A 26,108-nucleotide genomic window follows, 5' to 3' on the forward strand; every position below is an offset into this window, starting at 1 on the left:
GCAGTCGCACCTGCCTGCCAAGCGCACGCTGGACCAGCTCGGCATCGCCCGCCGGACCTTCTACCGCTGGTATGATCGCTACCTCGAAGGTGGGCCGGAGGCGCTGGAAGATCGCCCCTCCGCGCCGAGCCGGGTGTGGAACCGCATCGCGCCTGAGGTGCAGGATCAGATCGTCGAGATGGCACTGGATTACAGCGAGCTGTCCCCACGCGAGCTGTCAGTGCGATTTACCGATGAACGCCAATACTTTGTGTCCGAGGCCACGGTCTACCGCCTGCTCAAAGCCCACGATCTGATCACCAGCCCGGCATACGTCGTGGTGAAAGCGGCCGATCAGTTCCACACCAAGACCACCCGGCCGAACGAGATGTGGCAGACCGATTTTACCTACTTCAAGATCATTGGGTGGGGCTGGATGTATCTGTCGACGGTGCTCGACGACTTCTCGCGCTATATCATCGCCTGGAAGTTGTGCACCAACATGCGCGCCGAGGATGTGACCGACACGCTGGATCTGGCCTTGGCAGCTTCCGGCTGCGACTGCGCCACGGTGCTGCACAAGCCCCGGCTGCTCAGCGACAACGGCCCCAGCTACATCGCGGGGGAACTGGCGCAATACATCGAGGCCAACCAGATGAGCCACGTGCGCGGCACCCCGATGCACCCCCAGACCCAGGGCAAGATCGAGCGCTGGCACCAGACCCTGAAAAACCGCATCCTCCTGGAAAACTACTTCCTGCCCGGCGACCTCGAAGCCCAGATCGAGGCCTTCGTCGAGCACTACAACCACCGGCGCTACCACGAGAGCCTGAACAACGTGACGCCTGCAGACGCCTACTTCGGCAGGGCACCAGCCATCATCAAACAGCGCGAAAGGATCAAGCGACAGACCATCGAATATCGGCGCTTGCAACACCGCAAGCTCGCCGCCTAAAACCCAAACCCAGACGAGGCCCGCACTCCGCAAATTTACGCCGCGATCTGCGCCAAATGTTCTGACGACGGACAGTCGATGATGCGCAGGATGCCGGGCCGCACCGGCAGATCGGCCACTATCTCGCTGGTGAGCCGCGTCTTTTCCTTGTGCAGCGCAGCGATCAGTTCCTGCTTTCCGCCGAATTTGACGACCTGATCCTCAGGCCAGCCGAATTCGTCGAAATAGACCGTCATGCGCTCCTTCCCGCCCGCGGTCAGCAGCAGGCGGGCGTAAAGCTCGACGCTCCATTCGGCTTCGATGCCGAACTGCTTGAACGCCAGATTGAAGCCAACCCGGTGCGCGTCGCGCTCGGTATCCACCAGCACGCCGTCGCAATCGAAAATCAAGGCCTTGAACATGTCCCTGCGTTCGCTCCCTCAAGCCGCTTGCATCTGGCTGGAGAGGAAGGCTGCGCCCTGATCCTTGCCGCCGAACTTCTCGATAAAGCCCGCGAACATGGCCTTGCACGCCTGGTACTGCGCATCGCCCACGCGCAGCGGTTCGAAATCCTTGGGGTTGGCGAGGTGGTAATCGACGAAGCTCTTGACCCAGACATGCTTGAGATTGGTCGAGATGTTGATCTTGGCCGCACCGCGCGCAATCGCCTTGGCGAAGGTTTCGTCCGACAGGCCGGTGCCGCCGTGCAGCGCCATCGGCGTCTTGGTGGCGGCGTTGATCGCGGCGATCCGGTCGAAATCCACATTCGGCTCGCCGTGGTAGAAGCCGTGCGCGGTGCCGACCGCACAGGCAAAGGCCGACAGGTCGAGCGCGTCGCAGAAGCGCTTGGCGTCTTCGGGATCGGTCAGCACGCTGTCCGCCTCGTCCACCACCATGTCGTCTTCCACGCCCATGATCTGGCCGAGTTCGGCCTCCATGCCCACGCCATACTTCTCGGCGATTTCGCGCACCTTCAGCGACTGGGCGAGGTTTTCCTCGAACGGCAGCTCGGACGCGTCGATCATGATCGACGTCCAGCCAGTGCGGGCACATTCCTCGATCATGGCGAGGTCGTGGCAGTGATCGAGATGCAGCACCACGGGCACGGGCGAATCCTCGGCCACGGTGCGCACCCAGGATACGATTTCCTTGTGGCTGTAATACTTGATCGTCTTGGACGAAGTCTGGCAGATGACGGGTGCGTTCAGCCCTTCGGCAGCCTTCACCATCGCCTTGGTGGTGTTGTAATCGACCAGGTTAAATGCGGCCACGGCATAATGGTTGTCCATCGCGTGGCGCAGCAGCGGCTTCATGTTGACGAGAGGCATGATAAGCTCCTTGTTATCCGGCAGGCGCGCTCAAAGCTCCCCAGCGTGCGGCCCTTCGACTCGGCTCCATAACCAGACTCTGCGGCGGGTGCCACCCGTCAATGCGGGGCAATTACGAAGTGTGACAAAAAAGCGCGGCCAGGCGGGGCCATGTTGCGGCCACGAGGCCGGCGAGAAAGCCGATTGACCGCCCGCCGCCCGCATGGCAATCGGCACCCCGCGCGGCGCAAATGCGGGTGTAGCTCAATGGTAGAGCAGCAGCTTCCCAAGCTGACGACGGGGGTTCGATTCCCCTCACCCGCTCCACATTCACCACCGCTGATGACTGCATCGATGATGAAGGGCCGGGGATGACCGCCTTCTTCCTCTCCTTTCTTGCCGCTCTGCTGCTGGGCGCGGCGGGAAGGGATGGGGTGCGCGTGGCGCGCCTGGCGGCAGGTTCCGGCCCGGCCACGGCCTTGGGCGCGGCGCCGGGGCTGGTGCTCGCCATCTGGCTCAGCGCGTTTGCCGCATCGACTCTGGCGGCAGGGGCGGGTGCGTGGTTGGCCCCGCAAATGCCGGCTGCCGCGCGCCCGATGTTCGTGGCGCTGGCACTGGGCGTAGCGGCGCTGGAGCTGGCGGTGCGCAAAGCGCCGCGCGCTCCTGCCGAGCCGACCCGCTCCACCGGGGCAATCCTGATCGTTCTGGTCGCCGCGCAGATCACCGACAGCGCGCGTTTCGTGATTGCCGCACTGGCCTTGTTGACGCAGGAGCCGTGGCTGGTGGCGGCGGGCGGCACGCTGGGCAGCGGTGTGGCGCTGACGCTGGCCGCGCTGGCGGGTAGCGAATGGGAAAGGCGCCTGCCCCTGCGCATAATGGCGTGGGCACTGGCCGTGCTGTTGCTGCTGGCCGCGTTCATGATCGGACTTTCGGTCCGTGACGTCCTGTTCTGATCGGTTTTTGCGATCAACCTGGCGAGAGCTTTGCATGAAACCTTTGCCTGCTTGCCGGGTTATAGGGTGGAATGCAAACAACGGAGACTCACATGGCCAAGACCGGCGACAATTCGAAAACCGCGCTGATCGATGGGCTGAACGGCCTGCTGGCGGATCATCTGGCGCTCTATTTCAAGACCAAGAATTTCCACTGGCACGTCACCGGCCCGCGTTTCCGCGACCTGCACCTGCTGTTCGACGAGCAGGCCGCCGCGATTTTCGCGCAGGTTGATCTGATTGCCGAACGTGTGCGCAAGAACGGCGCGCCGACACTCACCTCGATCGGATCGGTGATGAGGGCAACGCAGATCGCGGATCAGGACAAGGCGGGCCTTTCCGCGGAGGATATGATCGCCGAACTGCGGGACGACAACGCGGCTTTGGTCAAACGACTGAAGGAGCTGAAGGAGCATGCCGAAAAGGCGGGCGACAACGCGACCGACGGATTGATCGATGACTGGACCGATCAGGCAGAGGAGCGCGTCTGGTTCCTCTCCAGCGTGCTGGCCTGACGCATTCCCCGTCGCGCCGCTGGCCTTCTGACCCCCCCTCAGCCGGCGCGGCATAAACCGAGGCCACCGGAACCCATCGCGTTCCGGTGGCCTTTGCTTTAGGGACAAGGATATGAGTAATATTGCCACTATTCCGGGCGCAGAGGATCGCGCGATTGCCGACTGGATCGAGGCGCGTCTGGCCGCCGCGCTGTCCACCACGCCTGGCGAGGTGGCGGTCTGCGTGCCGGGGGGCTCCACTCCTTTTCCCATCCTTGCCGACCTTGCGACACGTGCGCTGGACTGGTCGCGCATCGCCGTGTGGCCGGGCGACGACCGCATCGTGGGCGAAGATCACCCTGCCAGCAATGTGGGCCGCATCCGTGCCTTGCTGGAACCGGTGGGCGCGCGCATCGTGCCGCTGGCGGAAGGCGCGCTGCCGCCGCATTTCGCGGTCACCTGGCTGGGCATGGGCGCGGACGGCCATATTGCCAGCCTGTTTCCGAACACCGATCCCGATCCCGCCGATCCGATCAGGCTGCGCCGCCTGACCCCCGATCCGCTGCCGCCCGAAGCCCCGTTCGACCGGCTGACGCTCACTATCCCGGCGTTGCTCGACAGTGATGAGCTGCTGATCGTCATGCGCGGAGAGGACAAGCGCGCGGTCTTCGATGGGGCGCTTCGCGGCGAACATGATCTGCCGATCGCGCGGCTGCTCCGCGCGGCACGGCAGCCGGTCACGTGCTTCACCTGATTCCCGCTTCTTTGCACCGCCAGCTTTACCGCGTGGCGTACTGGTTGCGCAGCAAATGGCTGCGGCTGCGCGGGGGCGAGGTGCATGGCTGTTCGATCATTGCCCGCGACGATGCGGGGCGCGTTCTGCTGGTGCGCCATTCCTATGGCACCGGCCGGTGGGCCTTTCCCGGCGGCGGTATGCGGCGGGGCGAGGACGCGCTGGCCGCCGCGTGCCGCGAATTTGCCGAGGAACTGGGCTGCGCCGTCACCGATCCGGTGCATCTGGCAACGGTGGAGGAAGAGTTCCACGGCGCGCGCAATGTGGCGCATATCTTCACCGGCCTAATCGATGGGGAGCCCGTGCCAGATGGGCGCGAGATTGTGGATGCGCGCTTTTTTGCGCCCGACAATCTGCCTTCCGATACCGCGCCCAATGTGCGGCGGCGGCTTGCGCTTCTGGAAACTAAAGCAGGCTGAGCTGCGCCTCGTCGCGTGGCGGCTTGGCCCGCGCATCGTCGCCATGGTCGAGGTTCGCCAACGTCAGCCCCATCAGCCGGATCGGTGCGGGCAGGGGCAATTCGTCCTCCAGCAAGCTGCGGGCAAGGGCGGCAAAATCCGGCTCGGTTTCGATCCAGCCTGTTACGCTGCGCGAACGGGTGGCGATGGTGAAATCGCGGTATTTCAGTTTCAGCACTACGGTGCGGCCCCGCACCCTCCTCCCGTCGGAGCGCGCCGCCTGTTTCGCCGCGATCCGGCCCCAGACGATGGCGATGATGTCCTCCAGCGTGGCGCGCAAGGCATCCGGCGCGTGGATATCTTCGAAGAAGGTGCGTTCGCCGCCAATCGATTTCGCCACCCGGTCGGGGCGCACGGGGCGAAGGTCGATCCCCCGCGCCGCGCGGTAGAGGTAATCGGCAAAGCTGCCGAAATGCGTGCGCAGGAAGGCAATGTCCTTTGCCGCCAGATCGGCGCCGGTGGCGATGCCCAGCGCAGCCATTTTTTCCGCGCCGCGTGGCCCGACCCCGTGAAAGCGCCTGACCGGCAGGCCTGCGACAAAGGCCGCGCCTTCGCCGGGGCGGATCACGCACAACCCATCGGGCTTGTTCTGGTCACTGGCGAGTTTGGCCAGAAACTTGTTGTAGGAAACGCCCGCGCTTGCCGTAAGCCCGGTTTCGGCGCGGATCGCGGCGCGGATCATCTGCGCGATGCGCGTGGCGCTGCCGATGCCCTGCACATCCTGCGTCACATCGAGATAGGCCTCATCAAGGCTCAGCGGTTCGATCAGCGGGGTGTAGCGGGCAAAGATCGTGCGAATCTGCTGCGATACCTCGCGGTAGGCGTCAAAGCGCGGCCGCACGAAGATGAGGCCGGGGCATTTGCGGCTGGCGGTAACCGATGGCATGGCGCTGCGCACACCGAACTTGCGCGCCTCGTAACTCGCCGCCGCCACCACGCCGCGCCCGCCCGCGCCGCCCACCGCCACCGGCTTCCCGCGCAATTCCGGATTGTCGCGCTGTTCCACACTGGCGAAGAAGGCGTCCATATCGACATGGATGATCTTGCGCAGGCCCAAAGCGGCTTCGGGAAACGCGCTGTCAGCGGCATCGGTGGCTGCTTCCTGCGCTGCGTCGGATCGGCCCGCTTCGTCCATGGGCGCACTTTAGGCCACTTCCCCCTGCCTTTGCCATGGTCTAGCAGCGCAGGATGACTTTATCCGAAAATGAAAGTGCCAGGCGGCCGGCCATGGGCAAGCGCGAACTGATCGTGCTGCTGGCGCTGCTGATGAGCCTCAACGCGCTGGCGATCGACGCGATGATCCCCGCGCTCGCCGATTTGGCGGGCGAACTGGGCGTTGAGGACGGCAACCGCCGCCAATTGGTGATCGCAGCCTATTCCATCGCCATGGGTATCGGCTGCCTCGTCCCCGGCTCCTATGCCGACCGGTATGGTCGCCGCCCGATCATGCTGCTGGCGCTGGGCTTCTATGTCGCGTGCAACCTGCTGATCGCGCTGCTGCACGATTTCGAATCGGTGCTGGTCGCGCGTGTTCTGTGCGGGCTGTTGGGCGCAGGTCTGATGGTGGCGCCGATGGCGATTGTGCGCGACCTGTATGAAGGCGACGCCATGGCCCGTTTGATGAGCGTGATTGCCGCCGTCTTCATCACCGTGCCCGTGATCGCCCCCAGCCTGGGGCAGGCGGTGCTGCTGGTGGCGGGGTGGCGCTGGATCTTCGTGGCGCTGGCCGGAGTAGGCGCCCTCGCGGCCTGGTGGGTGTGGCAACGCCTGCCCGAAACGCTGAAGCCCGAAAACCGGCAGGAGATCAACATTCCCGTCATCGCACGCAATATGCGCGATGCCTTGGTCAACCGCCAGTCGATCGGCTATGTCATTGGCACCGCGCTGGTGATGGGCGGGGTGTTTGGTTACGTGAACATCGCGCAGCAGCTCTACACGGAACATTTCGCCGTAAGCGAGGCGGCCTTTCCGCTGGTGTTCGGCGGCACGGCAGCGATGATGGCGGTGGCCAACATCACCAATTCGCGCATCGTCATGCGGTTTGGCGCGCGGCGCGTGTCGCATACCGGCGTGCTGATTTTCATCGCGGTCAGCCTGGGCCAGGTTTGGGCGGCGCACACGCATCCGGGCGACATCCGCTATTTCGTGCCGCTGATGGCGCTCAATCTGGGCCTGCTTGGCTTTCTGGGTGCCAATTTCGGCTCCATCGCGTTGCAACCCTTTGCCCATATCGCAGGCGCGGCGAGCAGCGTGCACAGCTTTTTCCGTATGTTCGGCGCGGCGATGGTGGGGCTGGTGATCGGCCAGTTCTACGATGGCAGCGCGCGCCCCTTTGCCTATGCCCTGCTGATCAATTCTACCCTCGCGCTGTGTTTCGTGCTCTATAGCGAGAAGGGCGTGCTGTTCCGCCGCCTGAACAGGAAACCGCCGCAGGAGCGTATTGTCCCGTGACCCAGCATTTCGACCTCATCGTGATCGGCGGCGGGGTCAACGGCGCGGGCGCGGCGCGCGATGCGGCGGGGCGCGGCGCGCGGGTGCTGCTGCTCGAAGCGGGCGATCTGGGCAGCGGCACATCGGGCAAATCGACAAAGCTGGTGCACGGCGGCTTGCGCTATCTGGAGCACGGCGAATTCGCGCTGGTGCGCGAGGCGCTGGCCGAACGCGAGGTGCTGTGGCGCATTGCCCCGCATATCGTGCGGCCGATGCGCTTTGTCCTGCCGGTGAACAAGGCGATCCGCGCGCATTGGAAACTGCGCGCCGGGCTGTTCCTGTATGATCATATCGCCGGCAAAAGCAGCTTTCCGGGGGCCGAGGCGATCAGGCTGGAGGATCACCCGGCGGGCGATCCGCTCTATGCCGAGATTACCGGGGGCTTCGAATATTCGGATGCCTGGGTGGACGATGCGCGGCTGGTGGTGCTGAACGCGGTGGATGCCGCGCGGCGTGGCGCAATGGTGCGCACGCGCTGCCCTGTTACCGCGATTGCGCGCGAAGGTGACGGCTGGAAGGTCATCGCAGGCGACGAGGGTTACACCGCCGCCGCGCTGGTCAACGCCGCTGGCCCCGCGGTAGACGATCTGGCGTGGATGGCGGGCACCGCGCCCAAATATGCCATTCGCCGCGTGCGCGGATCGCATATCGTGGTGCCGCGCCTGTTCGATCACGATTTCGCCTATGTCTTCCAGCAGCCCGATACGCGCATTTGCTTTGCGATTCCGTATGAGGAGCATTTCACGCTGATCGGCACCACTGACGCCGATCACAAGGGGCCGCTCGACCATGTCGAGCCGGATGCGGAGGAGATCCGTTATCTGTGCGACGCGGTGAACCGCTATTTCGTGGAGAACATCACGCCCGCCGACATCATCTGGTCCTATGCCGGGGTGCGCGCCATTGTCGATTTCGGCACCGCACGGCCAGAGGCGGCCACGCGCGGCTACCGTCTGGTGCTGAGCGCGCCGGAGGAAGGCGCGCCTTTGCTCAGCATTTACGGCGGCAAGCTCACCTCCTACCGCCATGTGGCGGAAGAAGCGGTCGATCTGCTCGCGGCGCGGCTGCCGGTGCTGAAAGCGGCGCATTGGACCGCCGACGAACCGCTGCCCGGCGGCGATTTTCCGCGCGACGCCATCGGCCTGCTGGTGGGGGAGCTCACACGCGAATATCCTTTTCTGGCGCATGAGGATGCCCTGCGGCTGGCGCGTTGCTATGGCCTTGATGCGGTGACCATTCTGGGAGACGCAAAGGCGCGGATTGATCTGGGCCGCGATTTCGGCTGCGGTCTGTCCGAAGCGGAAGTGCGGCACCTGATCCAGCAGGAATGGGCCTTCACCGCCGAGGATGTCCTGTGGCGGCGCACCAAGCTGGGCCTGCATATGAGCGCGGCCGAGATGGCGGGCTTGCGTGAGTATCTGGGGGCGTAATGCCCGCTCCCGCAGGCGGGAGGCGAGAACCAGCCTTCACCCGTCCGCCCGCGCCATTTCCATCAGCTCGCGCCGCGTCCAACGCGGCATTTGCGGCACGCGGGGCGGAGTCGTGAACACCTGCCCCAGCGCCCGCACCACATGGGCGAGTTTTTCGCCCTTGCCGGTATGCACGCGGGCATCCCAGGCCGCTGGCCCACGGGCGCGCACTTCGCGGGCAATCGCGCCATAGATATTGGCAGCAGACAGCACCGCCCAGCGGCTGCGCCAGGGCAGGCGCGCTGCGCCCAGCCGTGCCGCCGCCTCATGCGCCTCTGCCATCGCGGCCATGCGCGCGGCGAGCGTTACCAGAGCGGGACGGTGCGCAGGGTGCATATGCCGGCCGGGCGGAATATCCATCTCGGCCAGCCACTCGGCGGGGATATAGCAGCGATCCGCCGCCGCATCTTCGGCCACATCGCGCAGGATATTGCCCAGTTGAAAGGCAAGGCCCAGGTCGCAAGCGCGATCGAGCGTGTCGTCATCCTGCGGCGAGACCCCCATCACCACCGCCATCATCACGCCCACCGCGCCCGCGACATGGTAGCAGTAGCGCATCAGATCGCCTTCGCTGCGCGGTTGCCATTCGGCAGCATCGAGCGCGAAGCCGGCAATGACATCGTCGGCCATGGCCTGCGTAAGCCCGCATTCGGCGGCGACCACGCGCAGCGCATCGAAAGCCGGATGGCCCGTTTCCTCGCCCGCCATGGCGCGCGCGGTCAGGTCGCGGATCATCTCCAGCCGTTCGCCCTCGTGCCCGTCGCGCAGCGCCAATGCGCCGCCCATGTCCTGCCCATCGGCCAGATCATCGCACGCCCGGCACCAGGCATAGAGCAGATGCACCCGCTCGCGCGTGGTGGGATCGAACAGCAGCGATGCGGCGGCAAAGCTTTTCGAGCCTGCCGCAATCGCCTCGCGCGCCTGCGCCACCAATGCCGCGCGCGGCGCTCTCACAAATCCTCGGTGCGGATTTTCAGCACGGTGGTGATGGGGGTGAAGGCGGCCATCTTCTCCAGCAGCGTTTCGACCGTTTCAGCGTCCAGAATGATGCCGCGATGCGCAGGCCGGATAAAGCCCACTTCGGCCATCTGCCGGTTGAACGCCAGCAACAGGTCGTAAAAGCCGAAGGCGTTGAGCAAGCCCACCGGCTTTGCGTGATAGCCCAGTTGCGCCCAGCTGACCGCTTCCCACAATTCGTCCATCGTGCCCACCCCGCCGGGCAGGGTGATGAAGCCGTCGGCAAGGTCGGTAAAGGCGCGCTTCCTCTCGTGCATTCCGGGCACCACGATCAGCTGCGTGCAATCGCGGTTGGCGACCTCGTGCCCTTCCAGCGCTTCGGGGATGACGCCGATCACCTCGCCGCCCGCGTCCAGCGCGGCGGAGGCAACTGCGCCCATCAGGCCGAGCCTGCCGCCGCCATAGACCACGCCGATATTCCTTTCGGCCAGCGTCCGGCCCACCTCTCGCGCCAACGCGACATAACGCGGATCAGCCGGCGTGGCAGAGCCGCAATAGATGGCAAGGCGTTTCAAAACGTGTTCTCCCCCTCTCCCACGGTGCGGGCAGGATTCTTACCCCAGCAGATCCGCGATCATCAGCCCGGCGGTGGCCTTGGCGCTGCCCACCACGCCGGGGATGCCTGCGCCCGGATGCGTGCCTGCGCCTACCAGATAGAAATTGCCGATCACATCGTCGCGGTTGTGGCCGCGGAACCATGCGCTTTGCGTCAGCACCGGCTCCAGGCTGAAGGCGCTGCCCAGATGCGCGTTCAGATCGTGGCAGAAATCGGTGGGGGTATAATGGAAACTCGTCACCAGCCGGTCGTGAATATCGGGGATCAGGCGGCGGCCGACCTCGTCCAATATCCGCTTTTCCAATTGCGGGCCAACCACGTCCCAATCGACATTCAGTTTGCCCAGATGCGCCACGGGGACCAGCGCGTAGAAGGTGCTCTTGCCTTCGGGCGCCATCGCCGGATCGGTCACGGTGGGGTGGTGCAGATAGATCGAGAAATCTTCGGGCAGCACGCCATGGCTGTAAATATCGTCCAGCAGGCCCTTATAGCGCGGGCCGAACAGGATCATGTGGTGCGGAATGCCCGGCCAAGTGCCTTCAATCCCGAAATGCACCACGAACAGGCTGGGCGAGAAGGTCTTGCGGCCAAGGCTCTTGGCGTAGCTTTTGCCGCGGTAATTGTCGCCCAGCAGGTCGCGGTAGGAATGCATGATGTCGGCATTGCTGGCGACCGCATCGAACTGCCCGGTCCACCCGCTTTTCGTGACAACGCCGGTCGCCTTGTTGCCCAGCGTTTCGACCCGTTCCACCCCGTCGCCCACGCGCATCGTGCCGCCCAGCCGCTCGAAATGGCGCACCATCCCTGCGATCAGGCGGTTGGTTCCGCCGCGCGTCCACCACACGCCGCCGTCCTTTTCCAGCTTGTGAATGAGGGCGTAGATGCTGCTGGTCTTCATCGGGTTGCCGCCCACCAGCAGCGTGTGGAAGCTCAGCGCCTCGCGCAGCTTTTCGTTGCGGATATATTTGGACACCATGGAATAGACGCTGCGCCAGGCCTGATGCTTGGCAAGGGCAGGCGCCGCTTTCAGCATGGATTTGAAATCGAGGAAGGGGACAGTGCCCAGCTTCACATAGCCTTCCTCGTACACGCCGGCAGAATAGGCGAGGAAGGCATCGTATCCGGCGACATCGGCGGGATCGAGCTTTGCGATCTCTTTCCTCAGGTTCGCTTCGTCGTTCGAGTAATCGAAATTGGTGCCATCGGGCCAGTTGAGCCGGTAGAACGGCATCACCGGCATCAGTTCGACATCCTCGGCCATGTCATGGCCCGACAATGCCCACAATTCCTTCAGGCAATCGGGATCGGTTACCACGGTCGGCCCTGCGTCAAAGGTGAAGCCGTCCTTCTGCCAGTAATAGGCGCGGCCGCCGGGCTTGTCGCGGTTCTCGATCACGGTGGTGGCGATGCCGGCGCTTTGCAGGCGGATGGCCAGCGCCATGCCGCCAAAGCCGGCTCCGATCACGCAGGCGGTGCGGGGGGCGGGGTTCGTCATCGGGTCAGGCTTTCGTGTTGGAGAAAAGGAGGGGCGGGCGGTCGCTGGCAAGGGCAGAGAGCGCACGGCCCACCGGCACGGGCGGCTTGCCCACCAGCACGCGCGCCATGTCGGCAAGGGTCGATCGCCCGGCATAGAATCGCTCGATCAGCGGTTCGGGCAGGCGGTAGAAGCGTTCGAAAATGCGCACCCGTTCGGCAGGCTCCGCCGCGCCGAACAGCATGGTGCCAAGCAATCGGAAAAAGCCGGTGGCCTGCCAATGGCCAAGGCTGCGCGCCTCCATCTGTTGCGCCAATTGGCTGGCGGGAAGATGCGCGTTTTCGGCAATCGCCAGCGCGGTCTCTACCGCAAAGGGCAGGGTGTAGCTGGTGAGTGGGTGGACAAACAGCCCGCGCGCGCCTGCCAGCGTGACGCCTTCCACGCGCGCATCGGCCAGATAGGCGGCGGGATTGCCCCCGGTGATGACGGGCAGCACGCCGGTTTCGCGGCCAATCTCGCGGCCCGTCCAGCCATGCTGAGCGCAATAGGCGTCGATCCGGGCAGACAGCTGCGCGGCGTCCAGATCGGGTGTGTCCTGGTAATAGGTATCCTCGACGAACAGTTCGCTTGGCCCCAGCGGCAGGACATAGACAAAACGGTATCCGCCCAATTGCGGCACGCTGGCATCCATGATGATCGGGCGGGTGAGGCCGTGGGGTGCATGGGTGGCGAGGTGGCGGCCCATGAATACCTGCCAGCCGCCGTGCAAATGCGGGGAGGGCAGCGCGCCGCGTGCGTCGATCACGCGTGTGGCATCGATCCGCGTGCCATCGGCCAGCGTCACCCCGCCTTTATCAAGCGCGGCAATGGGCGCGTTCACCTGTATCGCGCCTTGCGGCAATTCGCGGGCCAGCGCGGCGGCGAAATCGGTTGACGCGATCGAGCGGTAAGGCGCGGCCAACTGGCGGCTGTGGCCCGGAAAGACCACTTCGTTGCCCGCGTCCCACACAGTCTGCTTCACGGGTAAGAGCAGGTCGTGCCCCTCGTCCGTCAGGTCGCTCGAAAACACGCTCCAGCGGTGATTGCCGCCGGGCGCGGGGCCGGCTTCGACCAGTCGCACCGTCATGCCGGGGTGCTGCCTTGCGACGGCAAGCGCGATCAGGCCGCCCGCCAGGCCGCCCCCGGCAATCACCATGTCGCACGCGTGGCCTGTCATGGATTGCGCCTTAGCCTATTGGCGACAGGGCGCAATCATGGGCGGATGGCGGTATGGGTAAAAGCGGCGGTTTATTCCGCCGCCTCGCCCGCCCCTTCCGCTGCATCGCCGCCCAGTTGCAGCGCCGGGCGCGGGCCGGGCAGGGCCGCATTGCGGTCGCCGGTCATCAGATAGGTGTCGAACCATTCCATCATGCGGACATTGTAATCATACCGCGCCGCCGCACGCGCATTGCCGTGCCCTTCGCCGGGATAGAGCACCAGCCGCACCGGGGTTTCGGGCTTTCGCGTGCGGATATGGCGATAGAGTTCATAGCTCTGCGTGGGCGACACGCGCGTGTCGGCATCGCCATGCATGATCAGGATCGGCGTTTCGGCCTTGTCGACATGGTAGATCGGGCTGCGTTCGAGCAGGTGGTCCCATTCCTCCCACGGCCATTTGCGTTCGTGCACCAGATACATTTCGTTGGGAATATCGGTGGTGCCGAACTTGCTGATATTGTTGGAAATGCCCACGAACATCACCGCTGCGGCGAATTCGGCGCTGTAATAGGTCGCGCCCCAGGCGCTGGCAAAGCCGCCATAGGAGCCGCCGGTAATGCCCACGCGGTTTGCATCGACCAGCCCCATGTCCACCAGAGCGGCCTTGGCATCGACCAGATCGTCGAATTCCTTGCCCGCATAGTCACCCTGGTGCTGCATGGAGAACGCCACGCCATAGGCGGTGGAGCCGCGGTAATTGGGCAGGAACACGGCATAACCCTTGCCCGCAGCCACCTGCCCCGGATTGCCATAGCCGGTTTGCCAGCCGTTCGTCTCATGCGCTTCCGGGCCGCCATGCACATCGAGGATCAGCGGCGCGCCGCCAAAGGGGATGCCGCCCACCGGCTCGATCAGAATGCCTTCGATCTGTTGCCCGTCGCGCGCGGTGTAGGTCAGCGTGCGCTGCGGCCCGAAGGTGATTTCGGCAAGCCACGGATTGTGCTCGGTCCAGCGGTCGAACCCGCCGCCCGAATAGACGAACAGCTCCTGCGGATGCGTCGGGCTGTCGGCCAGCACGGCCAGCCGGTTGCCGCCCTGTTCAAGCGCAGTGACGATCAGTCCGCCGGTATCCACCTCGCGCAGTAGCGTGCCACGCGGGTCATAGAAGCGCAGCACGCTCTGCGCGCCGACATGGACGGTCGCGGCAAGGCGGCCATCGGCCATCCATTCGGCATCCATCGCCGCTTCGGCCGCGCCCTCGTTCACCGGGGTGAGCGCAAGCGTGGCGACATCGACCATGTAGAGCGTGGTGGCGGCCGGATCGTGCTGGTCCACGCCCGCAATCAGCGACAGCGTCTGCCCGTCGGGCGCAATTTCCAGATCCTCGATCTTGCCGGTGGTTTCCACCACGCGCACGTCGCCGCTGGCAAGGTCGATGATATGCGGGCGGCGGCGCATCAGATTGTCGTCCACCAGCGTGGTGGGGGCCGATTTGACCACCAGAAAACTGCCGTCGGGCGACAGGCGCATCTCGTCCACATGGCCGGGCACGGCAATTTCACGCGGGGCAGCGTCCACCGATGCGCCGAGATTGGCGGCGAACAGGCGGTTAAAACGCTGTTCTTCCTCGTAAACTATCGCGGTGAAGCCCTTGCCTGCCTCGGCCTCGCGCGCGGTGTCGGGCGCAGGGCCGGCGAGCAGGTAGGCTGTGGCCCCATCGGGGCTGATGGCATAGGCGCTGACATTGGCATCGGCCACGGCAGCCAGCTTGCGCGGCGCGCCGCCATTGACCGGCACACCCCATACCGCGCGCTTTTCATCGCCCTGCGCCCACAGATAGGTGATCAGGCTGCCATCGGGCGAAAAGGCGATCTGCCCGGCATTGACGCCTTCGGGCAGATAGGCGCGCGCCTGCATCGGCGCGTCCGCCAGGAACAATTGCTGGCGCAAGCTCCCATCCGGCTCGCCCGCGGTCACATCGGGGCGCGATCCGGTGGTATAGGCAATGCCGGTGCCATCGTGCGACACGGCAAGACTCACCGCCGCGCGCACACGGGCCACATCTTCGGGCGTCATCGGGCGGGCCAGCGCGGTGTTGGACAGCAATAGCGGGAGGGCAAGGGCACTGGCAAGGCCGGCCCGGCGCAGAATGGTCATGTCACGGAATGCCCCGGATAAACAGTTGCAGTTGCAACCGTCATAGCAAGCAGCACAGCGAAGGCAATGGCTTTACCCCGCCGGGCGCAGCGACTTTTCGCGATTGGGATAGACATCGAATGTGCGCCCGCGCACCGTGATCGTCTCGCCTTTGAATGTGCGTGATTCCATGTCGCGCGCACGGTGCCCTGTCACGATCGCCCGGTCGCCGGCCCGCGCATGGTCGGGGCCAAAGCCTGATGGCGCAGCCTGGATCGGCGGGGAAAGGTCCACCACCCATGTCGCCCCCGCCGCATCGCGCAGGCGCAATTGCAGGTGCGGATTGGTGAAACTGATGGCGAGGATCTCGCCCGAAAGCCGGCTTTCCTCCGCCTGTGTCCACGCCCAGCCGTGATGCGCCGCCGCGCCGAGCGGGCTGAGCAATGCCGCTGCGCCAAGGGTCAAGAGGATACGCCGTGCCATCGCCTTATCTCCTTTTGTTTCCCGTCGGGCGCAAAGGTAACACAGCGTGCAAATCAGGCAAAATCGCCCAAAAGGCTGGCTTTCAGGCTTTCGTCGGGTGCAGGCGCGATCAGCGCCTCGGCCTTGCGCCAATTGCTGCGAAGCCAATCTTCCTGTGCCCGCCCACCATGCAGGATCACCGGCATCCGTGCGCGGCCCAGCCGTTTCAGCAGGCCATTGGCGGGGCAGGTGAGCAGCGCGAAGGAGGGCACCTCGCTGTCCTTCCACACGCCCGCCAGCGCCATGATCGGGGCATCGGGACTGGTGATGGCATAGCGTTCCCGCCGCCCCTCCACATCTGTGCCCGCACCCCATTCGATGAAGGAGGTCGCCGGCACGAGGCAGCGGAACTCACCATTCCTCAGATTGCCGATCCAGAACGGGCTGTCCGCATTGGCGACATGCGGCACCAGCCGCGCGGGATCGTGGGCCGAAGGCGGCGGCGGCACGCCCCACAGGCGCGGCACCATGCGGCGCGGAGCGCTTGCCGGGCGCGGCCCCGCCACTGCCTCGCGCCCCGCCGTGATGACCGGCGCAAACCGCCCCGGCGCGGCATAGCCGCCCGGCCACGGATCATCCCCCGCGCTCGCGCCAAAGGCGCGCGCCACCGCCGCAGCGGGCGCATCGAGGCGGTAGAGCATGGTCATCCTGCCCACACCATGGGGCCGCGATGACCGATGTGCAAATGCCCGCTGGACTCCTGTTTTGGGAGCGCTACCATCCTGCGCAAACATCTGAACGGGAAAGGATTGGACGATGGGTGCGGGCGCAGGACATTTGCCGGGCAGGGCAATCGGTCGGGCAAGCATGGCGGCGCTGGTGATGGCGCTGGCAGCCTGCGGGGGCAGCGGCAGTTCGGCCACCCCAACACCGCCGCCAGTGGCAACGCCCGCACCCACTCCGGCCCCGATGCCCACTCCCACCCCGCCCGCCGTGCTGGTCCCTTCCGCGCTCAGCCAGGACGATGCCCGCATCGGCGCCTGCATCAACATGGCCAATATGCTCGAACCGCCGCGCGAAGGCGATTGGGGCCGCGCCATCAACGATACCGACTTTGCCGATATTGCCGCCAAGGGGTTCGAGACGGTGCGTCTGCCGGTGCGCTGGTCGAACCATGCCAGCTATTCCCCGCCCTATACCATCGATCCCGCTTTCATGGCGCGCGTGGTCGAGGTGGTGGGGCAGGCGCGCGCGGCGGGATTGCGCGTGATTTTGAACGTCCACCATTACGACGATCCGGGCGGCAGCATCTTCAGCGATCCGGCCGGGCAGACCGCGCGGCTGGCGGGCCTGTGGAAGCAGATCGCCACCCAGTTCCGGAACGAGCCCGATGACATGGTCTGGTTCGAACTGCTGAACGAGCCGCACAACAACCTCACCCACGCCAATCTGCTGTCTGTTCTCGGCCCCTCGCTGGCCGAGGTGCGCGCCACCAATCCCACGCGGCCCGTAGTGATCGGGGGCGAGAACTGGAGCGGGGTCGCGACGCTCGACACGCTGCCGCTGCCCAACGATGCCTATATCATCGCCACGATCCATTCGTATGACCCGTTCAATTTCACGCATCAGGGGGCGAGCTGGGTGAACCCTTCGCCGCCGATGGGCGCAACCTTCGGCAGCCCGGCTGACCTCAACGCGCTGCAGGCTCACCTCCAGATCGTGCAGAACTTCACCGCGCGCACCGGGCGTCCCGTGTTCCTTGGCGAATATGGCGCGATAGACGGGATTCCCATGGCCGAGCGCGCGGAATATTACCGCACGATGCGCGTGGCCTATGAAGGGATCAATGTGGACGCCTGCGCCTGGGGCTATACCAACAGCTTCGCCATCCGCGACCAGACGACCGGCGCATGGCATGAGGATCTGGTGGCGGCGCTGGGGTTGTAAGCGCGGCCTCTCCGCAGTGGACTTGGCGCCTCGCCGGGCCTAGCCTGCCTTCGGAGGAGGCCCGGCGACACGATCCGTTCCTGCCGGGCAGGGAAGGGAGATAACCGCCATGGCCACTGCCGCCACGATCACCGCATGGGTAACCCTGTTCACCGGGCTTTACGCACTTGCCGCCAGCGTGGGTGAATTGCGCCAGCCGGGAAGCTGGGCCGCGATGCTCGACGAATTCGAGAAGCGCGAAGGCCTGCGCTTTCTGACCGGGCTTTTCATGCTGACGCTGGGCGCGGCGGTCTATCTGGTCAATCCCTACAATCCGGCAGACTGGCTGTCGGTCGCGGTGACGATCATGGGCGCGGCCATGGTGGTGGAAGGGCTGGTGATGCTGGCCTTTGGCCGGGCCTATCTGCATTTCTTTAATCGTTATCTTGGCGGGGTGAACCGCGTCTGGGCCTTGCTGGGGGCAGGCTTTGGCGTGGTGGCGATCTGCCTTGCCGCCTTGCGGTTCTGATGCGTCGGTAAAGGGCTTCCCGGCGGGGCCGAAAAGGACTACATCATCGCCATCCCCGGGGAGCCAGCTGGCTGAGAGGGGCAGGTAAGCTCTGCCCGACCCGTTGAACCTGAACCCGTTAGCACGGGCGGAGGGAGGGCCGGTTGCACATGCCGCAAAACCCTCTCCTGCCCCTGAAGGAGAGCGTTGCCATGGCCGATATCAATTCGAAGCTGGAAATCGGTGTTACCACCGGGCCTATTCGTGGCAGCCGCAAGGTGCATGTCGGCCCGCTGAAGGTGGCCATGCGCGAGATTGATCTGGAGCCCTCCAGCGGCGAACCTCCGCTGCGCGTCTATGACACCTCCGGCCCCTATACCGACCCGGCCGCGGCCATCGACATTGCCGCTGGCCTGCCGCCATTGCGCCGTCCGTGGCAATTGGCGCGCGGCGATGTGGAAGAATACGACGCGCGCGAAGTGAAGCCCGAAGACAACGGCCAGCTTGGCCCCGATCGCAGCGGCGGCGTGCCGCCTTTCCCCCATGTGCGCAAGCGCGTGCTGCGTGCCAAGCCGGGCGCGAACTTGTCGCAGATGCATTACGCCCGCCGCGGCATCATCACGCCCGAAATGGAATATGTTGCGACCCGCGAGAATCTGGGCCGCGAAATGCTGCGCGAGGCGGCAGCGCGCGACGGGCAGGATTGGGGTGCCGCCATTCCCGATCATGTCACGCCCGAATTCGTGCGCGAGGAAGTGGCGCGGGGTCGCGCGATCATCCCCAGCAATGTCAACCACCCCGAATGCGAGCCGATGGCGATCGGGCGCAATTTCCTCGTCAAGATCAACGCCAATATCGGCAATTCCGCGGTGGCGAGCGACGTGGCGAGCGAAGTCGACAAGATGGTCTGGGCGATCCGTTGGGGCGCGGATACGGTGATGGACTTGTCCACCGGGCGCAACATTCACGACACGCGCGAATGGATCATCCGCAACAGCCCGGTGCCCATCGGCACCGTGCCGATCTATCAGGCGCTGGAAAAGGTCGGCGGCATTGCCGAGGACCTGACCTGGGAGATCTTCCGCGACACGCTGATCGAACAGGCCGAACAGGGCGTGGACTATTTCACCATCCATGCGGGTGTGCGCCTGCCCTATATCCCGCTCACGGCAAAGCGCGTGACCGGCATCGTCAGCCGCGGCGGCAGCATCATGGCCAAATGGTGCCTCGCGCACCACAAGGAGAGCTTTCTCTACGAGAAGTTCGACGAGATCACCGAGATCATGAAGGCCTATGACATCGCCTATTCGCTGGGCGATGGCCTGCGCCCCGGCAGCATTGCCGACGCCAATGACGAGGCGCAGTTTGCCGAGCTTTACACGCTTGGCGAACTGACCAGGCGCGCGTGGGAACAGGATGTGCAGGTGATGATCGAGGGGCCGGGCCACGTGCCCATGCACAAGATCAAGGAGAATATGGACAAGCAGCTGGAGGCGTGCGGTGAAGCCCCGTTCTACACGTTGGGGCCGCTCGTCACCGATATTGCGCCGGGATATGACCACATCACCAGCGGCATCGGCGCGGCGATGATCGGCTGGTATGGCACCGCCATGCTCTGCTATGTCACGCCCAAGGAGCATCTGGGCCTGCCCGACCGCGACGATGTGAAGGTCGGCGTGGTGACTTACAAGCTGGCGGCCCACGCGGCAGACCTTGCCAAGGGGCACCCGGCGGCAAAGCTGCGCGACGATGCATTGTCCCGCGCGCGGTTCGAGTTCCGCTGGCGTGACCAGTTCAACCTCAGCCTCGATCCCGATACGGCGGAGCAGTATCACGACCAGACACTTCCGGCAGAAGGCGCCAAGACCGCGCATTTCTGTTCAATGTGCGGGCCAAAGTTCTGCAGCATGAAGATCACGCAGGACGTGCGCGATTTTGCCGCCAAGCAGAACGCCGCGCCCGATACCTTCATCGCCGCAGAGGAAGCGGAAAAGGGCATGGCCGAGATGAGCCGCAAATATGACGAGCTGGGCCGCGAGCTGTATCTGGGCGCAGGCGGGCGCGAGCACGATTGATGGCCGACCTTTACCTCAAAAACCTCGAATCCGAACGCAAGGCGCTGTGGGCCACGTGCCGGTTGAAAGGGCTGGCCAAGCACACCCCCGAACGCCAGCGCATCGCTGCGCTGGATACAGCGATTGCAGCGCACAAGGCAAAGCAGAAGGGGTAGGATAGGCGAGGGGGCAGTGGCCTTTGTGGCGCGAGGCCAGGGGGCTCACGCCGCGCCATCCTGTCTTTTGCGCGTAACCTTTCTGTTGTGCTGGATTATCGGCGGAACATCACCCAGACTGCGGCGAAACGGCATGCGGGGTGTTGTCCGGGGCCGATAAGGGGAGGGGCGCATTTGATGACACGGCACATGACGACGACGCTGCGTGCGCGCGGCTTTCTCCTGCACGCGGGCGCTGTTCCCGCGCTGGTCTTGGTGCTGTTATCCGGATCGTCCACGCTTCAGGCGCAGGCCCCTGCCGCCCGGTTCGATCCGGCCGCCTTCTTTACCGGCCGCACCACCAGCGAAGGCAGGCTGACGCAGATTTTCGCTTCGGACAAGGCGACGCGCGTGTCCACTTTCGGCACGCGCCAGGCCGATGGCAGCATGGTGCTCGATCAGACGGTGAAGATCGGCGATCAGCCCGAACGCCCGCGCACCTGGCGCCTGCGCGAAACATCGCCGGGCCGCTTTACCGGGACGATTTCGGATGCCGCCAACGACCTTTCGGGCACGCTTTCGGGAAATACGCTGACGCTGACCTACACGATGGACAATAATCTGAACGTGCATCAGGTCATCACCGCGCATCCCGGCGGGCAGAGCGCGCAGAATGTGATGCGCATCCGCCGTTTCGGGATCACGGTGGCCCGGCTGACCGAGACGATCCGCCGGGCGGACTGAGGCGCGTTCCTCCATCTGGCCCCCGCCGGGCGCATGGCTTGCGGTTCCGGGGAACAACGGTACCTTTGGCCCATTGGGTTGAAGAACACCCAACAGGCGAGAGGAGACAGCAATGGAATTCCATTTCAACACCGACAGTTCGGTCATGGGCACCGAGAACGTGGCGGAACGGGTGGAATCGCAGGTGCGCGACCGCCTGTCCCGCTTTGCCGAACGGCTGACCCGCATCGAGGCGCACATCAGCGACACCAACGGGCGAAAGGGCGGCGGTGACGATGTCCGCTGCCTGATCGAAGCGCGTCCGCGCGGCGGCGATCCGCTCTCTGCCACCGCCCATGCGGGCGATGTCGACAGCGCCGCACGCGCGGCAGCCGACAAGCTGGTAACCGTGCTCGACCGGCAATTCGGCAAGGCCGACCGCCATCCGCGCCCGGACCAGTCGATTCCGGCGGGCGGCGTGTAACCCTGCCGCCATTCAACGAGGCCAAAGGGCCGGGCGTGGAGACATGTCCGGCCTTTGGCTTATCTCTTGCGCGCGCCTTGCGGCCAGTTACGCGACAGGCATCCCTTCGCCGCGGTCCTCGTCATGCACATAGTCTTTGTCATCATTCGCCATTGGCGCGTCCCCCGCTATTTTGCGCACACCTGCCCTTTGGGACAGGTCGTATCGCGCTGGCAAGGGCCCATATGTGTGGGCGGAGGTCGTTCCGGACGGGGGGAACACTGAAAGGATCACCATGACCAAGCGCATTTTCCTTCCCCTGCTGGCGACGTGCGTGCTGGCCCTTCCCGCATGCAGCCAGGCTGCCGAAACCGACACCGCCGCCGATACCGCGATGGAAGCGGCTCCTGCCGCCACGGGCACCATTGTCGATGTGGCCGCGGGCAACCCCGATTTCTCCACGCTGGTTGCCGCCGTGCAGGCCGCGGGCCTGGTCGAAACGCTGTCGGGCACCGGGCCCTTCACCGTGTTCGCGCCCACCAATGCCGCCTTTGCCAAGCTGCCCGCCGGCACGGTGGAAACGCTGACCACCACCGAAACCGAAACGCTGGGCGGCATCCTTACATACCACGTGGTGGCGGGCAATGTGATGGCCGCCGATCTGCTGGCCGCGATCCAAGGTGCAGGCGATGCGGGTTACGCGATGACCACCGTCAACGGCGCGACGCTGACGGCGCGGGTCGTGGACGGCGCGGTGCAGCTGACCGATGCAGCGGGCAACACTGCCACCGTGACCGCCACCGATGTGCCTGCGTCCAACGGTGTGATCCATGTGATCGACACCGTGGTGATGCCGGGCTGATCTCGGATTTGATTTTTGCGGGCCGGTCTGGCGCTGATCCTTCCGGGGAACAGCGGCAGGCCGGCCCGGCCTGTTTGGGGGAATTATAGGATGCTGGCCTGCGTACCGCCCTTTCCGCGCTGGCTGGGTCTTGCCGGCCTTTTGCCGCAGGCGGCCTGCCTGCTGGCGGTGTGGAGCGGGGTTGGCGAATGGCGCTGGACCGCGCTGGCGGCGGCATGGGCCTATGCCGCGCTGATCTTCAGTTTTCTGGGCGGGATGTGGTGGGGCATTGCCGCCGCCCGGCTGAGCGATGGGCGAGCCGTCCCCGCCTGGGTGTGGCTCGCGGCGGTTGCACCCAGCTTGATTGCGCTGGCAAGCTTCATGCCGTGGGTTTTCGGCTACCCCTGGCCCGCGCCTTCCCTTGCGGTGCTGGCGCTGCTGCTGCTGGCGAGCCCGCTGGTCGATGCGCGGTTGGGCGATCTGGTGCCGCAATGGTGGCTGCGGCTGCGGCTGGCGCTGTCGCTGGGCCTCGGCACGATCACGCTGCTTCTGGCGATGGGTGCCTGATCGGCGGATGAGGATTAGGTGATTGGGCGATAGCGTGCTACAAGCCCCTTGCTGACGTCGAATATTGCGACGGACTTCGGCTTTTGACGACCGCTTTTGCCCTGCCAAGCAGGGACGGCGTACTTGGACGACGACTTCCTTTCTCTGGACGAGACTGACGCACGACCGTTCGGGCAATTCTGTCCGGGCATTACTCTGTTTCCATGGAAAGGAACATCGCATGGCCAAGACTGGCACCGTAAAGTTTTTCAACGCCGACAAGGGCTATGGCTTCATCCAGCCGGACGACGGTTCGTCGGACAGCTTCGTCCACATCACTGCCGTGCAGGCAGCGGGCTGGGCCACGCTGGACAAGGAACAGCGTGTCAACTTTGAGGTTGAGCGCGGCCGCAATGGCAAGGAAAGCGCCGTCAATCTGACGATGGCGGACTGATCCCAGGAATTTTCAGGAGGCGCGGCGGCAGTGTCGCTGCGCCTTTTGCATGCTCAGCCTAATTCCTGCGGACGCAGCGCGCTGGCAAAGCTGGAAAACAGCATGCGCGTGTCGATATCCATGCTGAGCGGCAGTTTATGCGCAAATTGCGTGGATGCGCCCGCGCCTGCCAAGGGCGTGACGATGGCGTGCATCGACCAGTTCGGACATTCCCGCGCCCGGCGCGGTTCGGTGCGCAGGTAAATGATATCGCGATGGCCGGGATCGGCCGCGATGCGATCCATCACCTCGCGGACATCCTCTTCCGAACCTTCCAAAACCTGCATGAAGTTCTTGCCGTTGAACACGAGCAGGCCGGTGACGTTACGCTGTGCGTTGAACCGCGCCGCGCCTTCAGCCAGGCGGGTCAGCCCGGCGTCGTTCAGATTGGCGGTGGCGGTGCTGCAATAGAGCAGGGAAAACATGGCCCGGCTCGTCTCCTTTAGTCTGTATACGGGAAAGCGCGTGCCAAACGGCGCATCGGCATGCAAGCCCTTGCACGCGGCATACTGCACTCGTCTGACTGCGTGATTTGCGTTAAATCCCCCGCATGCGATGGATAATCATTCCCCTCGGCCTTTGTTCCGCACTTGCCGCCTGCACGTCCCAGCCCGACGGGCAATTGCCCGGCAATGCGCAGGACGATCAGCCCTTTTCCGCTATCGCGCCGGACGAGGTGATCCGCCTTGTCGGCACCGAACCGTTCTGGGGCGGGGAGATCACGGGCAATGTGCTGCGCTGGTCTACCCCTGAAAATATTGACGGGCAGGCCATCAGCGTGGAACGGTTTGCCGGGCGCGGCGGCCTGTCGTTCAGTGGCTCGCTGGAAGGCGCAGCCATCGACATCGTGGTCACGCCCGCGCCGTGCAGCGATGGGATGAGCGACCGCACCTATCCCTTTGCTGTGACCGTGCAGAAGGGCGAACAGCAGCTGAACGGCTGCGGCTGGAGCGACCGGCAGCCCTTTACCGGCACCGAATAGCCCTTCCTGCCTCAGAACAATCCCGGCACATATTCCTGCACCGCATCGGGCACGGGGCGGCGCAGCACGCCTCTTTCGGGTGCAAGGCCAGCGGTCGTGCGCGCCTCTGCCGTGGCGGTGATGGGCGTGCAGGTGCCCCCGCGCAGGAAGGTGAGCGCGGTGGCCAGCATGTTTTCCGCCGGATCGCCCAGTGGGCGGCTGATATCGTCAAAGGCGCGGCAGCTATTGGGCACCGTGCTGGCAAGGCCGGTGTAGTAATCGCCCTGCCGGTTGGCGTTTTCCACGCGCAGCGCCACCACGCGCAGGCGGTCATCACAGGCCTCGCGGTCAAGCGCGATCTGGCCCACCGGCTTGCCAAAGGTGTTTTCGCCCACGATCGCCAGCGCGGTATTGGGCAGATAGGGCTGCATCGAATTGATAATCATTTCGCTTGCCGAGGCGCTGCCGCCGGTGGTGATGAAGGCGATTTTGGTCGGCTGGATCGATTGCGGCGTCGGGCTGAAGCGATAGCTGCTGTTGTTCGACGCCTTGGACGGGCGGAAGGTGATGTAATCGAACACCTGCCCGCCCAGATTGCGGCCCATCAGGTCGCCCATCAGTTCGGCAATCGAGATCAGCCCGCCTCCGTTGTAGCGCAGATCGATCACCAGTTCGTTTATCCCCGCATTGCGGAACGCGAGAAAGGCGGCGCGCAGATCGGGATCGGCGGTGTCGATAAAGGTGCGCAGGTTGATGTAACCAACCTGCTTGCCGCCGTCGGTGATGATCTTGGTGCCGAAACGGTCGGACACCGGATCGAGCGCGAATTCGGTCTTGGTCAGCGTTACCTGCCGCTCCACCCCGGTCTGGTCGCGCACGCGCAGCACCCGCGAAATGCCCGGAGCGGAAGGGCCCAGCGCGTTGACCACTGCATCCGGCCCGCCGCTGGCCATCAGCGCGCTGACGGTCTGCAGCGTGCTGGCGCTGGTGCCGATGGCCAGCAATTCGCTGCCGCGGTCGATATTCTGCGCCAGCGCTGGCGCGCCTTCGAAGGCTTCGATCACCGCCACGCGCCGCGCTGCGACATCGTAAGCCAGGCGGAAGCCGAAACCGGCGCTGGAGCCAGCCTCGAAAAACGCGTTCTCCTCGGCAATCGAGGTGATGTAGGTGAAGAACCGGTCGCGCGATTGCGCGCGGGCCGGGGCCACCAGCGCATCGATATAGGCCTGCAAATTGGTATAGGAGGCCTTGTTGACATTGGTGGCGAGCAGATCGGGGAACAGATACCATTCGGTCAGTTGCGCCGCCGCCCAATCCTGCCGCGCGGAAAGCGAGCAGGTGGCGCTGGTGGGCGTGGGCGTAGGCGTGGCGGTGGGCGTCGGCGTGGGGATCACCCCGGTGCCGCCGCCACCCGCACTGCCCGATCCCCCGCAGGATGCCAGCATCGCCGCGCAGGCGAGAACAAGGGCGGGGCGGGCCATTTTCATTGAAGTCATCCAGTCCGGTTGCCCCGTTGCCGCAAGGTCATGCGCAGCCAAGGGCTAGAATTTGTCCAAGGCTATCGGCCCCTTGGATCACTGGCAAGCACGATAAACCCGCCTTCCGGCCCAAAAGTTGTGCGCAATTACGCCATAGTGGACCTGTTGCGGGCCAAGTGCCCTTGCCAAGGGGCGTCTTGCG

The 26,108-nt window shown here is 65.0% G+C and carries 29 protein-coding genes, 1 tRNA gene and 1 riboswitch; of the genes, 18 read left to right on the plus strand and 12 right to left on the minus strand.

Annotation, left to right across the window (positions count from 1 at the left end):
- Positions 1-934: IS3 family transposase (locus WFP39_RS12420; protein ID WP_336920024.1), on the plus strand; the 934-nt coding region annotated here is incomplete at its 5' end.
- A gap of 35 nt (positions 935-969) precedes the next feature.
- On the opposite strand, the gene WFP39_RS12425 is transcribed toward WFP39_RS12420, so the two are convergent.
- Both WFP39_RS12425 and WFP39_RS12430 read right to left on the minus strand, forming a co-directional pair.
- Positions 970-1,335, minus strand: coding sequence for an HAD family hydrolase (locus WFP39_RS12425; RefSeq protein WP_336920025.1), 366 nt, complete (start codon positions 1,333-1,335; stop codon positions 970-972).
- 18 nt (positions 1,336-1,353) lie between these two features.
- Positions 1,354-2,241: a class II fructose-bisphosphate aldolase gene (locus WFP39_RS12430; protein WP_336920026.1), complete on the minus strand. Its 888-nt coding sequence runs from the start codon at positions 2,239-2,241 to the stop codon at positions 1,354-1,356.
- A 232-nt stretch (positions 2,242-2,473) separates the two neighbouring features.
- On the opposite strand from WFP39_RS12430, the gene WFP39_RS12435 reads away from it, so the two are divergent.
- From WFP39_RS12435 to WFP39_RS12455, 5 genes are all read left to right on the plus strand, one after another.
- Positions 2,474-2,547: transfer RNA gene (locus WFP39_RS12435), tRNA-Gly, on the plus strand.
- Between the two features lie 44 nt (positions 2,548-2,591).
- The gene (locus WFP39_RS12440) at positions 2,592-3,173 is read left to right on the plus strand and encodes a TMEM165/GDT1 family protein (RefSeq protein WP_336920028.1); all 582 of its coding nucleotides are present in this window, start codon (positions 2,592-2,594) and stop codon (positions 3,171-3,173) included.
- 92 nt (positions 3,174-3,265) lie between these two features.
- On the plus strand, positions 3,266-3,727 hold the full coding sequence (locus WFP39_RS12445; protein WP_336920029.1) for a Dps family protein: 462 nt from the start codon (positions 3,266-3,268) through the stop codon (positions 3,725-3,727).
- Positions 3,728-3,839: 112 nt separating this feature from the next.
- Entirely contained in the window at positions 3,840-4,460 is a 621-nt protein-coding gene (locus WFP39_RS12450; RefSeq protein WP_336920031.1) for a 6-phosphogluconolactonase, read from the plus strand.
- A 32-nt stretch (positions 4,461-4,492) separates the two neighbouring features.
- A complete protein-coding gene (locus tag WFP39_RS12455) occupies positions 4,493-4,918 on the plus strand; it encodes an NUDIX domain-containing protein (protein WP_336920032.1) in 426 nt (141 codons plus the stop codon).
- Here the strand turns inward: WFP39_RS12455 and dinB are convergent.
- A complete protein-coding gene (gene dinB, locus WFP39_RS12460) occupies positions 4,905-6,092 on the minus strand; it encodes a DNA polymerase IV (RefSeq protein WP_336920033.1) in 1,188 nt (395 codons plus the stop codon). The two genes, WFP39_RS12455 and dinB, sit on opposite strands and share 14 nt — an antisense overlap.
- 92 nt (positions 6,093-6,184) lie before the next feature.
- Between dinB and WFP39_RS12465 the strand changes: the two genes are divergently transcribed.
- Together WFP39_RS12465 and WFP39_RS12470 are read left to right on the plus strand one after the other, a co-directional pair.
- The gene (locus tag WFP39_RS12465) at positions 6,185-7,408 is read left to right on the plus strand and encodes a multidrug effflux MFS transporter (RefSeq protein ID WP_336920034.1); all 1,224 of its coding nucleotides are present in this window, start codon (positions 6,185-6,187) and stop codon (positions 7,406-7,408) included.
- Entirely contained in the window at positions 7,405-8,877 is a 1,473-nt protein-coding gene (locus WFP39_RS12470) for a glycerol-3-phosphate dehydrogenase (protein WP_336920036.1), read from the plus strand. The genes WFP39_RS12465 and WFP39_RS12470 overlap by 4 nt, the downstream gene beginning before the upstream one ends.
- Before the next feature lie 36 nt (positions 8,878-8,913).
- Here the strand turns inward: WFP39_RS12470 and WFP39_RS12475 are convergent, their stop codons facing one another.
- The 7 genes from WFP39_RS12475 to WFP39_RS12505 all read right to left on the minus strand — a co-directional run bounded on the left by WFP39_RS12475 (position 8,914) and on the right by WFP39_RS12505 (position 16,465).
- Positions 8,914-9,870, minus strand: a complete 957-nt coding sequence (locus tag WFP39_RS12475) for a phytoene/squalene synthase family protein (RefSeq protein ID WP_336920038.1) — start codon at positions 9,868-9,870, stop codon at positions 8,914-8,916.
- A complete protein-coding gene (locus tag WFP39_RS12480; RefSeq protein WP_336920039.1) occupies positions 9,867-10,448 on the minus strand; it encodes an LOG family protein in 582 nt (193 codons plus the stop codon). The genes WFP39_RS12475 and WFP39_RS12480 overlap by 4 nt, the downstream gene beginning before the upstream one ends.
- 39 nt (positions 10,449-10,487) lie before the next feature.
- On the minus strand, positions 10,488-11,984 hold the full coding sequence (locus WFP39_RS12485) for a phytoene desaturase (RefSeq protein WP_336920041.1): 1,497 nt from the start codon (positions 11,982-11,984) through the stop codon (positions 10,488-10,490).
- A 4-nt stretch (positions 11,985-11,988) separates the two neighbouring features.
- A complete protein-coding gene (crtY, locus tag WFP39_RS12490) occupies positions 11,989-13,179 on the minus strand; it encodes a lycopene beta-cyclase CrtY (RefSeq protein WP_336920042.1) in 1,191 nt (396 codons plus the stop codon).
- Positions 13,180-13,250: 71 nt separating this feature from the next.
- Positions 13,251-15,317, minus strand: a complete 2,067-nt coding sequence (locus WFP39_RS12495; protein ID WP_336920043.1) for a S9 family peptidase — start codon at positions 15,315-15,317, stop codon at positions 13,251-13,253.
- 72 nt (positions 15,318-15,389) lie between these two features.
- Positions 15,390-15,779: a DUF6152 family protein gene (locus WFP39_RS12500; RefSeq protein WP_336920044.1), complete on the minus strand. Its 390-nt coding sequence runs from the start codon at positions 15,777-15,779 to the stop codon at positions 15,390-15,392.
- A gap of 53 nt (positions 15,780-15,832) precedes the next feature.
- Positions 15,833-16,465 (minus strand): SOS response-associated peptidase family protein, encoded by a 633-nt coding sequence (locus tag WFP39_RS12505; protein WP_336920045.1) that lies wholly within the window; start codon positions 16,463-16,465, stop codon positions 15,833-15,835.
- 109 nt (positions 16,466-16,574) lie between these two features.
- Here WFP39_RS12505 and WFP39_RS12510 point away from each other — a divergent pair, with 109 nt between their 5' ends.
- From WFP39_RS12510 to WFP39_RS12550, 9 genes are all read left to right on the plus strand, one after another.
- Positions 16,575-17,705: a glycoside hydrolase family 5 protein gene (locus tag WFP39_RS12510; protein WP_336920046.1), complete on the plus strand. Its 1,131-nt coding sequence runs from the start codon at positions 16,575-16,577 to the stop codon at positions 17,703-17,705.
- A 109-nt stretch (positions 17,706-17,814) separates the two neighbouring features.
- Entirely contained in the window at positions 17,815-18,213 is a 399-nt protein-coding gene (locus tag WFP39_RS12515; RefSeq protein WP_336920047.1) for a hypothetical protein, read from the plus strand.
- Between the two features lie 46 nt (positions 18,214-18,259).
- Positions 18,260-18,366, plus strand: a riboswitch (TPP riboswitch).
- Between the two features lie 38 nt (positions 18,367-18,404).
- A complete protein-coding gene (gene thiC / locus WFP39_RS12520; RefSeq protein ID WP_336920048.1) occupies positions 18,405-20,267 on the plus strand; it encodes a phosphomethylpyrimidine synthase ThiC in 1,863 nt (620 codons plus the stop codon).
- On the plus strand, positions 20,267-20,422 hold the full coding sequence (locus WFP39_RS12525; RefSeq protein WP_336920050.1) for a hypothetical protein: 156 nt from the start codon (positions 20,267-20,269) through the stop codon (positions 20,420-20,422). The genes thiC and WFP39_RS12525 overlap by 1 nt, the downstream gene beginning before the upstream one ends.
- Before the next feature lie 177 nt (positions 20,423-20,599).
- Positions 20,600-21,145 (plus strand): DUF3833 family protein, encoded by a 546-nt coding sequence (locus tag WFP39_RS12530; RefSeq protein WP_336920051.1) that lies wholly within the window; start codon positions 20,600-20,602, stop codon positions 21,143-21,145.
- Positions 21,146-21,257: 112 nt separating this feature from the next.
- Positions 21,258-21,608, plus strand: coding sequence for an HPF/RaiA family ribosome-associated protein (locus WFP39_RS12535; RefSeq protein ID WP_336920053.1), 351 nt, complete (start codon positions 21,258-21,260; stop codon positions 21,606-21,608).
- Positions 21,609-21,882: 274 nt separating this feature from the next.
- Positions 21,883-22,449 carry a fasciclin domain-containing protein gene (locus WFP39_RS12540; protein ID WP_336920054.1) on the plus strand — a complete coding sequence of 189 codons (567 nt, stop codon included), beginning with the start codon at positions 21,883-21,885 and terminating at the stop codon, positions 22,447-22,449.
- Positions 22,450-22,539: 90 nt separating this feature from the next.
- Positions 22,540-22,995, plus strand: coding sequence for a DUF3429 domain-containing protein (locus WFP39_RS12545; RefSeq protein WP_336920055.1), 456 nt, complete (start codon positions 22,540-22,542; stop codon positions 22,993-22,995).
- 220 nt (positions 22,996-23,215) lie between these two features.
- Positions 23,216-23,428 carry a cold-shock protein gene (locus WFP39_RS12550; protein WP_336920057.1) on the plus strand — a complete coding sequence of 71 codons (213 nt, stop codon included), beginning with the start codon at positions 23,216-23,218 and terminating at the stop codon, positions 23,426-23,428.
- 53 nt (positions 23,429-23,481) lie between these two features.
- On the opposite strand, the gene WFP39_RS12555 is transcribed toward WFP39_RS12550, so the two are convergent.
- On the minus strand, positions 23,482-23,892 hold the full coding sequence (locus WFP39_RS12555; protein ID WP_336920058.1) for a BLUF domain-containing protein: 411 nt from the start codon (positions 23,890-23,892) through the stop codon (positions 23,482-23,484).
- Positions 23,893-24,017: 125 nt separating this feature from the next.
- Here WFP39_RS12555 and WFP39_RS12560 point away from each other — a divergent pair, with 125 nt between their 5' ends.
- Positions 24,018-24,449 carry a COG3650 family protein gene (locus WFP39_RS12560; RefSeq protein ID WP_336920060.1) on the plus strand — a complete coding sequence of 144 codons (432 nt, stop codon included), beginning with the start codon at positions 24,018-24,020 and terminating at the stop codon, positions 24,447-24,449.
- Between the two features lie 11 nt (positions 24,450-24,460).
- On the opposite strand, the gene WFP39_RS12565 is transcribed toward WFP39_RS12560, so the two are convergent.
- A complete protein-coding gene (locus WFP39_RS12565; RefSeq protein WP_336920061.1) occupies positions 24,461-25,915 on the minus strand; it encodes a S41 family peptidase in 1,455 nt (484 codons plus the stop codon).
- Positions 25,916-26,108: the final 193 nt, after the last annotated feature.

Origin of the sequence: Alteraurantiacibacter lauratis, from assembly GCF_037154155.1 — a bacterium.
GTDB lineage: Bacteria > Pseudomonadota > Alphaproteobacteria > Sphingomonadales > Sphingomonadaceae > Alteraurantiacibacter > Alteraurantiacibacter lauratis.

Excerpts from the sequence above, each read along its gene's own strand:
- WFP39_RS12425 (WP_336920025.1), bottom strand. The coding sequence starts at position 1,335 with ATGTTCAAGGCCTTGATTTTCGATTGCGACGGCGTGCTGGTGGATACC.
- WFP39_RS12430 (WP_336920026.1), bottom strand. The coding sequence starts at position 2,241 with ATGCCTCTCGTCAACATGAAGCCGCTGCTGCGCCACGCGATGGACAAC.
- WFP39_RS12440 (WP_336920028.1), top strand. The coding sequence starts at position 2,592 with ATGACCGCCTTCTTCCTCTCCTTTCTTGCCGCTCTGCTGCTGGGCGCG.
- WFP39_RS12445 (WP_336920029.1), top strand. The coding sequence starts at position 3,266 with ATGGCCAAGACCGGCGACAATTCGAAAACCGCGCTGATCGATGGGCTG.
- WFP39_RS12450 (WP_336920031.1), top strand. The coding sequence starts at position 3,840 with ATGAGTAATATTGCCACTATTCCGGGCGCAGAGGATCGCGCGATTGCC.
- dinB (WP_336920033.1), bottom strand. The coding sequence starts at position 6,092 with ATGGACGAAGCGGGCCGATCCGACGCAGCGCAGGAAGCAGCCACCGAT.
- WFP39_RS12465 (WP_336920034.1), top strand. The coding sequence starts at position 6,185 with ATGGGCAAGCGCGAACTGATCGTGCTGCTGGCGCTGCTGATGAGCCTC.
- WFP39_RS12485 (WP_336920041.1), bottom strand. The coding sequence starts at position 11,984 with ATGACGAACCCCGCCCCCCGCACCGCCTGCGTGATCGGAGCCGGCTTT.
- crtY (WP_336920042.1), bottom strand. The coding sequence starts at position 13,179 with ATGACAGGCCACGCGTGCGACATGGTGATTGCCGGGGGCGGCCTGGCG.
- WFP39_RS12495 (WP_336920043.1), bottom strand. The coding sequence starts at position 15,317 with ATGACCATTCTGCGCCGGGCCGGCCTTGCCAGTGCCCTTGCCCTCCCG.
- WFP39_RS12500 (WP_336920044.1), bottom strand. The coding sequence starts at position 15,779 with ATGGCACGGCGTATCCTCTTGACCCTTGGCGCAGCGGCATTGCTCAGC.
- WFP39_RS12505 (WP_336920045.1), bottom strand. The coding sequence starts at position 16,465 with ATGACCATGCTCTACCGCCTCGATGCGCCCGCTGCGGCGGTGGCGCGC.
- WFP39_RS12510 (WP_336920046.1), top strand. The coding sequence starts at position 16,575 with ATGGGTGCGGGCGCAGGACATTTGCCGGGCAGGGCAATCGGTCGGGCA.
- WFP39_RS12515 (WP_336920047.1), top strand. The coding sequence starts at position 17,815 with ATGGCCACTGCCGCCACGATCACCGCATGGGTAACCCTGTTCACCGGG.
- thiC (WP_336920048.1), top strand. The coding sequence starts at position 18,405 with ATGGCCGATATCAATTCGAAGCTGGAAATCGGTGTTACCACCGGGCCT.
- WFP39_RS12525 (WP_336920050.1), top strand. The coding sequence starts at position 20,267 with ATGGCCGACCTTTACCTCAAAAACCTCGAATCCGAACGCAAGGCGCTG.
- WFP39_RS12530 (WP_336920051.1), top strand. The coding sequence starts at position 20,600 with ATGACACGGCACATGACGACGACGCTGCGTGCGCGCGGCTTTCTCCTG.
- WFP39_RS12535 (WP_336920053.1), top strand. The coding sequence starts at position 21,258 with ATGGAATTCCATTTCAACACCGACAGTTCGGTCATGGGCACCGAGAAC.
- WFP39_RS12540 (WP_336920054.1), top strand. The coding sequence starts at position 21,883 with ATGACCAAGCGCATTTTCCTTCCCCTGCTGGCGACGTGCGTGCTGGCC.
- WFP39_RS12545 (WP_336920055.1), top strand. The coding sequence starts at position 22,540 with ATGCTGGCCTGCGTACCGCCCTTTCCGCGCTGGCTGGGTCTTGCCGGC.
- WFP39_RS12550 (WP_336920057.1), top strand. The coding sequence starts at position 23,216 with ATGGCCAAGACTGGCACCGTAAAGTTTTTCAACGCCGACAAGGGCTAT.
- WFP39_RS12555 (WP_336920058.1), bottom strand. The coding sequence starts at position 23,892 with ATGTTTTCCCTGCTCTATTGCAGCACCGCCACCGCCAATCTGAACGAC.
- WFP39_RS12560 (WP_336920060.1), top strand. The coding sequence starts at position 24,018 with ATGCGATGGATAATCATTCCCCTCGGCCTTTGTTCCGCACTTGCCGCC.
- WFP39_RS12565 (WP_336920061.1), bottom strand. The coding sequence starts at position 25,915 with ATGAAAATGGCCCGCCCCGCCCTTGTTCTCGCCTGCGCGGCGATGCTG.